Genomic DNA, 8492 nt, shown 5'->3' with positions numbered 1-8492 from the left:
GGCCATGGTGTCGCGCATTTCATCGTCCGGGCACATGTCGTAGCAATTCTTGGCCACGTGATACATGGTATCGAGCCCCACCATGTCGGCGGTCTTAAATGTAGCGGTCTTGGGCCGGCCCATGGGCTGGCCGAAAATGGCGTCCACTTCGGGAATGGTCAGGCCGTGCTCAAGCATGGCGTGCATGGCTTTGCCCATGCCCTGGATACCGATGCGGTTGCCGATGAAATTGGGAGTGTCCTTGGCCCAGACAATGCCTTTGCCCAGGTATTTTTCACAGAAATCAGCCATGAACTCAAGCACGTCCTGGCTTGTGTCCGGACCGGGGATAATCTCCAGCAGGTGCATGTAGCGCACCGGGTTGAAAAAATGGGTGCCCAGGAAATGCTTTTTCATGTCATCACTGAGATCCTGGGACATTTCCTTTAAGGGAATACCCGAAGTATTGGAGCTGACCACAGTGCCCTTTTTGCGCACCTTGTCGATTTTCTTGAACAGCTCCTGCTTGATTTTCACATTTTCCACCACCACTTCCACGATCCAGTCAACATCGGCGAGCTTGTCAATGTCGTCTTCGAGGTTGCCGGTGGTGACCAGTGCCGGGTCGCTTTTTTTGTCCATAAAAAGCGGCGGCTTGGACTTGATGGCGTCATCGAGGCCCTTTTCCACGATCCGGTTGCGGGCCTTGGGATCCTTTTTCTCCTCATCGGAGAGATCAAACGGGACAATGTCCAGCAGCAGGGTCTTGATGCCTGCACTGGCAAGCAGGGCGGCGATTCCGCCCCCCATGATCCCGGAACCCACAACAGCTGCCTTTGCGATCCTTCTTTGCATAACGTACCTCCTGATATATTGGTTTAAACCAGCAAAACTAGGGTAAAATGCCTTTGATTTATACTGAGCATCCGGTCAATTGGATGTGCCGAAAGCCTTCCTTTGATAAAAAGTTTTTATCTATCAGACCGGCAGACCCCAAGTCAAGGAAAAAACCGGCAACAAATGCCGGCAAAACCGCCTGAAATAAAGAAAAAAATCACCTGCCCGGCCACCCTGTACAAAGGGCGGCACAACCCCGGATGCAAATATTCTGCCGGCAGTCACTCCGGCAGTCGACCATGAAAAAAATGCATGCCTGCGATTGCCCGTGGGAAAAACAATGCGGTTGACATTTTTGCCGGATTTTACTTTACATGGCAAAAAACATGACAGAACATCCATTTTTGCATTATAATAAATAATAAATATGGATATCAGCGGCCATTGCCAAACACGGACCGCATGAATTGGCTATAAACCAAAGATGTTGATCAAGTTCCCAAAACCAAAAAACCCAAAAAGGATACCCGCAAATGCTGACAAAAAAATGGTTTTCCATCATTGCTGTTCTTTGCATGCTCTGTCTGTCAGCAGGCGTGCCGCCGGCGGTTGGAAAAGAGGATGCTGCGAACGGAAAAACCGTGGAGGAGGTGATTGAAAAACTAAACGATCACTACGGGGAAAAAAATTTCACCGCAAATTTCCGCCAGGAATCCACCCTCAAAGCCATGGACATCACCGACAGCGCCGAAGGCCGGGCCTGGTTCAAACACCCGGGAAAAATGCGCTGGCAATACGAGGCGCCCGAGACCTATCTTATTGTCACAGACGGCGACACCCTCTGGATTCACCGTCCTGCTGACCGCCAGGTGGTGGTGGGCGATGCAGCCGGGCATTTCGGCGGCGGCCGGGGAGCAAGCTTTCTGGCCGACATTACCCGCATCACAGACGTTTTTGAGGCCTCCCTTGCAAATTCCGATGACCAGTCCTGGCGGATCAAATTGATTCCCCGCAGGCAGCAGGGCGATCTTAAGCAGATCTACATGGAAGTCAACCGCAAAAGCCTTGAAACCGAGAAGGTCACAACGGAAAACATCTATGGCGACATCACCCGGATTGTATTTGAAAATGTGGAATTTCACCCGGAAATGCCGGACCGGCTGTTTGACTTTGAGATCCCGGCGGGCGCAGATGTCATCCAAATGGAAAATTAATACGATTCCATGCACCAAAACCCGGAGCTAACAATATTGGCTCCAGCAGCAGAAAACAGGACACCATGAACCCGGAAATTATCCAAAAGATCAAAAACCTTGCCCGAAAACAAAACGCCCTGATCCTGGCCCATAATTATCAGCCGCCGGAAATCCAGGATTTGGCCAACTTGTGCGGCGATTCCCTGGAACTGAGCATAAAGGCCGCTGAAACCAGTGCCGATGTGGTGGTGTTCTGCGGAGTGCACTTCATGGCCGAAACCGCATCCATTCTTTGCCCGGACAAGACCGTGCTGCTGCCCCAGCCCGATGCCGGATGCCCCATGGCCGACATGGTCACGCCTGCGGCCCTGACCGAAAAAGTCAAAACCCTGCCGGAAATGCCGGTGGTCACGTATGTGAATTCACCGGCTGCGGTCAAGGCCATTTCCACGGTCTGCTGCACTTCGGCCAATGCCGTGAAAGTGGCCCGCAGCCTGGATTCAGATGAAATCCTCATGACCCCGGACCGGAACCTGGCCGCCTATACCGCGGCACAAACCGGCATCACCATTCACGCATGGAACGGGTACTGCCCCTATCACCAACAGCTGACCCCGGAGATGGTAAACCAGGTCCGCCGGCGCTATCCAGGGGCTGTTTTCATGGCCCATCCCGAATGCCGGCCAGAGGTTACGGCCATGGCCGACGTAGTGACATCGACTTCGGGAATGCTTTTGTTCGCGCGGCAATCACCGCACACCGAGTTTATCGTGGGAACCGAAACCGGCCTGATTTATCCCCTTGAAAAAGCCAATCCAGGCAAACGGTTTTATCCGGCTTCGGAAAAAATGTATTGCGCGGACATGAAAAAAATCACCCCCGAGCATGTGGCCGAAACCCTGGCGCACTTGTCCGGCGAAGTCCGGGTTCCGGAAGAAATCCGGAACCCGGCGCTTTCAGCTGTCCAAAAAATGCTTTCCATCCGGTAAACGCGGGGCCTACCAGCCGATTGTCAGATAATCATGGATGGAGTCGGCTGCGGTTCTTCCCGCTCCCATGGCAAGGATCACAGTGGCTTGGCCCGTGACAATGTCGCCGCCGGCCCACACGCCTTTTTTGGTGGTTTTGCCGGTTTTGGCATCTGCAATGATATAGCCCCATTTGTTCAGGGCGATCTCGGGATCCGACTGGGTCAGCAGGGGATTGGCGTCAGCGCCCACGGCCACCACCGCAAGGTCGCAGTCGAGCAGAAACTCGGAGCCCTCAACGGGAACCGGCCGCCTGCGGCCGGATTCATCAGGCTCACCAAGTTCCATCTGCAGGCACTTCATCTGCACCACCCGGCCGTTTTCATCACCGATAAAGGCAATGGGACTGGTCAGAAGATAAAACTCAATGCCCTCTTCTTCGGCATGATGAATTTCCGCAGCCCGGGCCGGCATCTCATCTCGGCTTCTGCGATAGACAATACGCACCTTCTCCGCTCCCAGGCGCATGGCCGTTCGGGCCGAGTCCATGGCCACGTTGCCCGCACCCAGAACCGCCACGTTTTTGCCCTTGGCCAGGGGCGTGTCGTATTCGGGAAACCGGTAAGCCTTCATCAAATTTGCCCGGGTCAGGTATTCGTTGGCCGAATAGATGCCGATGAGATTTTCCCCGGGGATATTAAGAAATTTGGGCAAGCCGGCACCCACGCCGATATAAACCGCATCATAGCCGTCCTCAAACAATTCATCCAGGCTCACGGTGCGTCCCACCACGTTGTTGCATTCAATTCGCAGGCCCAGCTTTTCAAGGCCCGCCACCTCGCAGGCCACGATTTCCTTGGGCAGGCGGAATTCCGGGATGCCGTAAACCAGAACGCCGCCGGGTTTATGGAAGGCTTCAAGAAGGGTGACGTCATGTCCCTTGAGCAGCAGGTCGCCAGCCACTGTCAGCCCGGAGGGCCCGGAGCCCACAATGGCCACTTTTTTGCCCGTGGGCGCCGCCTTTGCCGGAAATTCACAGGCGACTTCCTCCCGGGCACGGTCTGCCACAAACCGTTCCAGGTTGCCAATGGCCAGGGGCTGATCTTTTTTGCCAAGGATGCATTCGCCCTCGCACTGAATTTCCTGGGGGCAGACCCGGCCGCAGATGGCCGGCAGGCTGTTTTTGCCCCAGATGGTCTGAATGGCGTTTTCAAAATTGCCTTCGGCAATCTGGCCCACAAACCCGGGGATATCCACCTGGACCGGGCACCCGGTCACGCAGGCGGGCTTTTTGCATTGCAAGCAGCGCTGTGCCTCTTTCACAGCCGTTTCCGGACTGTATCCCAGTGGGACTTCCTCAAAATTTCGCCGCCGCACCTCCGGGGCCTGTTCCGGCATGGGCTGACGCGGGATTTTTTCCTTTTTCGACGCTTTTTGTGTCATGTTGCTTCCTCCGTTGCCTCCAGGGAGGCCCTGTTCATACATCAGGTTTGGTGCAATTTGCAGTATTGTTCGTAAGCGACCTTTTCCTCCTGGGCATAGGCATTGAGCCGCTGCATCAGTCCGTCATAATCGACTTTGTGGCCGTCGAATTCCGGGCCGTCCACGCAGGCAAACTTGGTTTCATCGCCCACCGATACCCGGCATCCGCCGCACATCCCGGTTCCGTCAATCATGATCGGGTTAAGGCTGACAAGGGTTTTGACATTGTATTCATAGGTGAGCTTGGAGACAAACTTCATCATGGGCACCGGGCCGATGGCCACAACCAGGTCCACTTTGTGATTGTCCAGGACATCCTTTAACACTTCGGTGACAAAGCCCTTATGCCCGTATGAACCGTCATCCGTGCACACATGGAGCTGATCGGATGCCGCTTTCATCTTGTCTTCAAGCAGCAGCAGGTCCTTGTTTCTGGCGCCGATAATGCTGACCACCTCGTTTCCGGCCTCCTTAAAGCCCCGGGTAATGGGAAACAGCACCGCCACACCCGTACCGCCGCCAACACAGACCACTTTGCCGAGCTTTTCAATATCCGTAGGCTTTCCCAGGGGACCGATCACGTCCTGGTAACCGTCCCCAACCGCAAGGGTCTGAAACAGGGCCGTGGACTTGCCCACCACCATGTAAATCACCGTGATGGTGCCTTTTTCCGGGTCCAGATCCGAAATGGTCAGCGGAATCCGCTCTCCGGTCTCATTGGCTTTCAGGATGACAAACTGGCCGGGACGGGCCTTGACCGCAATCCGCGGCGCCTGGATTTCGTTTAAGACAACCGTGTCATCAGCCATGGTTTCTCGTTTTACGATTTTAAACATGCTGTATCCTCCACTGGTTCGATTCAACCCGTCCAGGTTTTCAGGGAACAGGTTTTCCAATCCCCCCGGGTTGGTTTACATTTGCATTCTGGGCAAATATACCCGAAACGTGCTGCCCTGACCAGGTTGGCTGTCAACCTGGATGCGGCCGTGATGGGCCTCAACAATGCTTTTGACAATGGCAAGCCCCAGGCCCGTGCCGCTGATGGGCCGGGTCTGCTCGGTCTTTACCCGGTAAAAACGCTGGAAAATCCGCTCCTTCTCCTCCGGGTCAATGCCGAATCCCGTGTCTGCCACGGAAAAAACCGCAAAATTGTCCTCAACCCCTGCAGAAATCCGAATTTGTCCGCCTTCCGGGGTATAGCGGATGGCATTGGAGATCAGGTTGGCCATAACTTCGCAAAGATTGGTGCGATTGCCCATTGCCGTCACCGGCCCATCGACCGGCAGCACTTGCATGTCAATGGATCCGGCTTCTGCCTTGGGTCTGTATAAATCCGCCTGCTCTGCCATCAGTGCGGCTATATCCACCTCTTCTCTTTCCTGGTGAATCAGCCCGGATTCAATTTTGGCCAGATCCAGCAGTTCAGCCGAAAGCGAAGTCAAAGATTTGATCCGCTCGGTGACCCGGCCCAGGATTTCGGTCTGCTTCTCGTTGACCTCGCCGGCCAGACCGGATTTTACATTATCGAGGAGCATCAGCACCGAATTCAAAGGGCTTTTGATCTCGTGGGCCACCATGGACACAAAATCCGACTTGACCTGGTCCAGATGCTTTAGGGTGGTAATATCGTTTAACACGGTCACCGTGCCCAGATTCCGGTTCAGGCGGTCCCGAAAGGGTATGCATGTGGCACCCAGAATCGTTTCCTTGTCTTCTGAATCTCCCTTGATCCGGATCTCTTCGGTGATCTCGGCAAAACTGCCAGAGGGCTGACCCAGGGCCTGATCGATCATTTCCAGCAGCGCGGAATCGGTAACGATTTCATCCACCGGGCAGCCCTGAACATTTGTGCGGGTGGAGCCGATCATTTTCAGAAAAGCCGGGTTGGCCAGGGCCACTTTCTTCTGATTGTCAGTAGTCAGCACGCCGTCGGCCAGCAGGTTGATCAGTACCCGCATGCGAGACTTTTCCGTGGAAATGTCCTGAAGTGTACGGATAAACTCTATGGCCTTTCGCACCACCAGCCGCAGATCCTCGGGGGAAAAAGGCTTGGGCAGAAAATCAAAGGCTCCCTTTTTCATGGCCTCGATGGAGTGCTCAATGGTGGCGTAACCGGTAATCACGATGATCACCGTATCCGGATGAAGGGACTTGACCCGGGTGAGCACCTCAAAACCCGATAACCCCGCCATCATCAGATCCAGCAGAATGATGTCAAAGTGGGCCTCCTGGATTAACTGCAGACCGTCTTCGCCGTTGCAGGCGCATGCCACCTCAAATCCGTCCTCGGTGAGCATGCGGTCGCAGGCATCCCGGATCCGTTCCTCATCATCGATGACCAGCACCCTTGGCTGGAAAAAAATCTCCTCAACGTTTCCCCGCACCGTTATGTCGCCTTCAGCATCCGGATTCCGGGAAGGCTTTTGCATAAATTCTTCATGGTCCTGATTTGTCGTCATTTTTTCCTCTTAGCTTTCATGCGCCCGTAAAAGTCTGATTATAGATGGCGCCGTAAAAAGTTCAAGATCAAGGCTTGCACAATTTCGAAGAATGCAGCGTAGTTATCCGTACGTGAAATTCTGAGAAATTGCGCGTAACGCAGATATTGAACTTTTTGCGGTGCCATCAACTTTCTGCCGGGATATACTGGGGCAGTTCCAGCAGAAACGTTGTGCCCTCCGGCCCGGTTTGTTTAACGGAAATCCGGCCGCCGTGTTGCTCCACAATGCCGTAGGCAATGCTTAAGCCCAGGCCGGTGCTTTTGCCCTTTGGCTTTGTGGAAAAAAAGGGGTCAAATATCTTGTTGAGATTTTCTTCGGCAATGCCCGGGCCGGTATCGGCAATTTCCAGAAAAACCTTTTGGGCCGATTTGTTCCGATAAGTGCGCACAGTGAGTTCACCCCTGCCGCCCATGGCATCGGCGGCATTGATAATCAGGTTGATAATCACCTGACTGAGCTTGTTGGTATCCACGTTGATCAGCATCATCTCATCGGCCAGCTCTTTTTGAATGCAGATATTGCGAAAAATCTTCTGGTCCCGGGTCAGACGGAAGCTCTGCTCCACCAGCTTGTTGATATGAATGATCTGACGGCGCGAATCCGTACTCCGGCTGTAGACCAGCAGGCTTTTGACGATCTCCTTGCACCGGTTGGCATCCTCGATAACGCATTCAAGGTCCTTTCTCAGGGGATTGCCGGATTCCAGATGCTCCAGCACCATGCTGGAATACATCAGAATACCGGTGAGCGGGTTGTTGATCTCATGGGCCACGCCCGCTGCCAGCTGCCTCGCTGGCAAGGCCCTGGATAAAAACTGTTTTGCCGGCTCCCAGGTCGCCCAGTAGGCCTATGGTGCAGGGCCCGGCCGTATTTTTGCCCATCAGGCGCCCGAGCTCAAATGTTTCTGCTGAACTTCGGGTTTTCACGGATAGATCACAGCATCGGTCGGCACTCATGGGCTATATCCGTAAACGTGCCGTCAGTGACGGCTTTTATGGTTTCAGGCATATTGTGCATGACATCTGTTGCAATGTAGCCGAAAGGGCCGCGTTTTTGCGCAAGCATGTCAGCCGATGCTCCGTGCAGGTAGACGCCCATGCGGCATGCTGTCTCCGCGTCTTTTCCCTGGGCTGTGAATCCGGCTATTATTCCGGTGAGCACGTCTCCCATACCTCCTGAGGCCATGCCCGGGTTGCCGGTGGGATTTACATAAACCTTCCCGTCCGGGCAGGCTGCGATTGTTCGTGCGCCCTTTAACAACAGGTAAACCTTGTGTGTTTCTGCAAAATCCCTGGCCGCGGCAATCCTGTCTTCCTGAATGTGCTCGGTGGAAGTGCCTGTAAGCCTTGCCATCTCCCCGGGGTGGGGTGTAAGTATCACGTCTGATTTTTTTCCGGCCAGTGCCTGCGGGTTTTTGGCCAGGCAGTTTATGCCGTCTGCGTCCAACACCACAGGCACAGGGCTTTTTTCTATTAATGTGCGCACAAGTTCCTTTGTGCTATCCGCTGTGCCGATGCCGGGACCCAGGG

At 54.3% G+C, this 8492-nt stretch carries 9 protein-coding genes; 2 read left to right on the top strand and 7 right to left on the bottom strand.

Annotation, left to right across the window (positions count from 1 at the left end):
- Positions 1-834: 3-hydroxyacyl-CoA dehydrogenase family protein (locus R6U41_RS00045; protein WP_410267789.1), on the bottom strand; the 834-nt coding region annotated here is incomplete at its 3' end.
- 515 nt (positions 835-1349) lie between these two features.
- On the opposite strand from R6U41_RS00045, the gene R6U41_RS00040 reads away from it, so the two are divergent.
- Together R6U41_RS00040 and nadA are read left to right on the top strand one after the other, a co-directional pair.
- Positions 1350-2030 (top strand): LolA family protein, encoded by a 681-nt coding sequence (locus tag R6U41_RS00040; protein ID WP_410267788.1) that lies wholly within the window; start codon positions 1350-1352, stop codon positions 2028-2030.
- 65 nt (positions 2031-2095) lie between these two features.
- Positions 2096-3001 (top strand): quinolinate synthase NadA, encoded by a 906-nt coding sequence (gene nadA / locus R6U41_RS00035; RefSeq protein ID WP_410267787.1) that lies wholly within the window; start codon positions 2096-2098, stop codon positions 2999-3001.
- Positions 3002-3010: 9 nt separating this feature from the next.
- Here nadA and gltA read toward each other — a convergent pair whose 3' ends face one another.
- The 6 genes from gltA to R6U41_RS00005 form a co-directional block, all read right to left on the bottom strand.
- Positions 3011-4423, bottom strand: a complete 1413-nt coding sequence (gene gltA, locus R6U41_RS00030) for an NADPH-dependent glutamate synthase (RefSeq protein WP_410267786.1) — start codon at positions 4421-4423, stop codon at positions 3011-3013.
- Positions 4424-4464: 41 nt separating this feature from the next.
- On the bottom strand, positions 4465-5298 hold the full coding sequence (locus tag R6U41_RS00025) for a sulfide/dihydroorotate dehydrogenase-like FAD/NAD-binding protein (RefSeq protein ID WP_410267785.1): 834 nt from the start codon (positions 5296-5298) through the stop codon (positions 4465-4467).
- Between the two features lie 75 nt (positions 5299-5373).
- Positions 5374-6921 (bottom strand): ATP-binding protein, encoded by a 1548-nt coding sequence (locus R6U41_RS00020; protein WP_410267784.1) that lies wholly within the window; start codon positions 6919-6921, stop codon positions 5374-5376.
- A gap of 166 nt (positions 6922-7087) precedes the next feature.
- Positions 7088-7762 (bottom strand): sensor histidine kinase, encoded by a 675-nt coding sequence (locus tag R6U41_RS00015; RefSeq protein ID WP_410267783.1) that lies wholly within the window; start codon positions 7760-7762, stop codon positions 7088-7090.
- A complete protein-coding gene (locus R6U41_RS00010) occupies positions 7725-7844 on the bottom strand; it encodes a hypothetical protein (RefSeq protein ID WP_410267790.1) in 120 nt (39 codons plus the stop codon). Before R6U41_RS00010 ends, R6U41_RS00015 begins: the two co-directional genes overlap by 38 nt.
- Positions 7845-7896: 52 nt before the next feature.
- On the bottom strand, positions 7897-8492 hold a 596-nt coding region (locus tag R6U41_RS00005), incomplete at its 5' end, for an NAD(P)H-hydrate dehydratase (protein ID WP_410267782.1).

Source organism: Desulfosalsimonas sp. (genome assembly GCF_046483245.1).
Classification (GTDB): Bacteria; Desulfobacterota; Desulfobacteria; order Desulfobacterales; family Desulfosalsimonadaceae; genus Desulfosalsimonas.
This window is presented reverse-complemented; position numbering and strand designations above follow the sequence as displayed.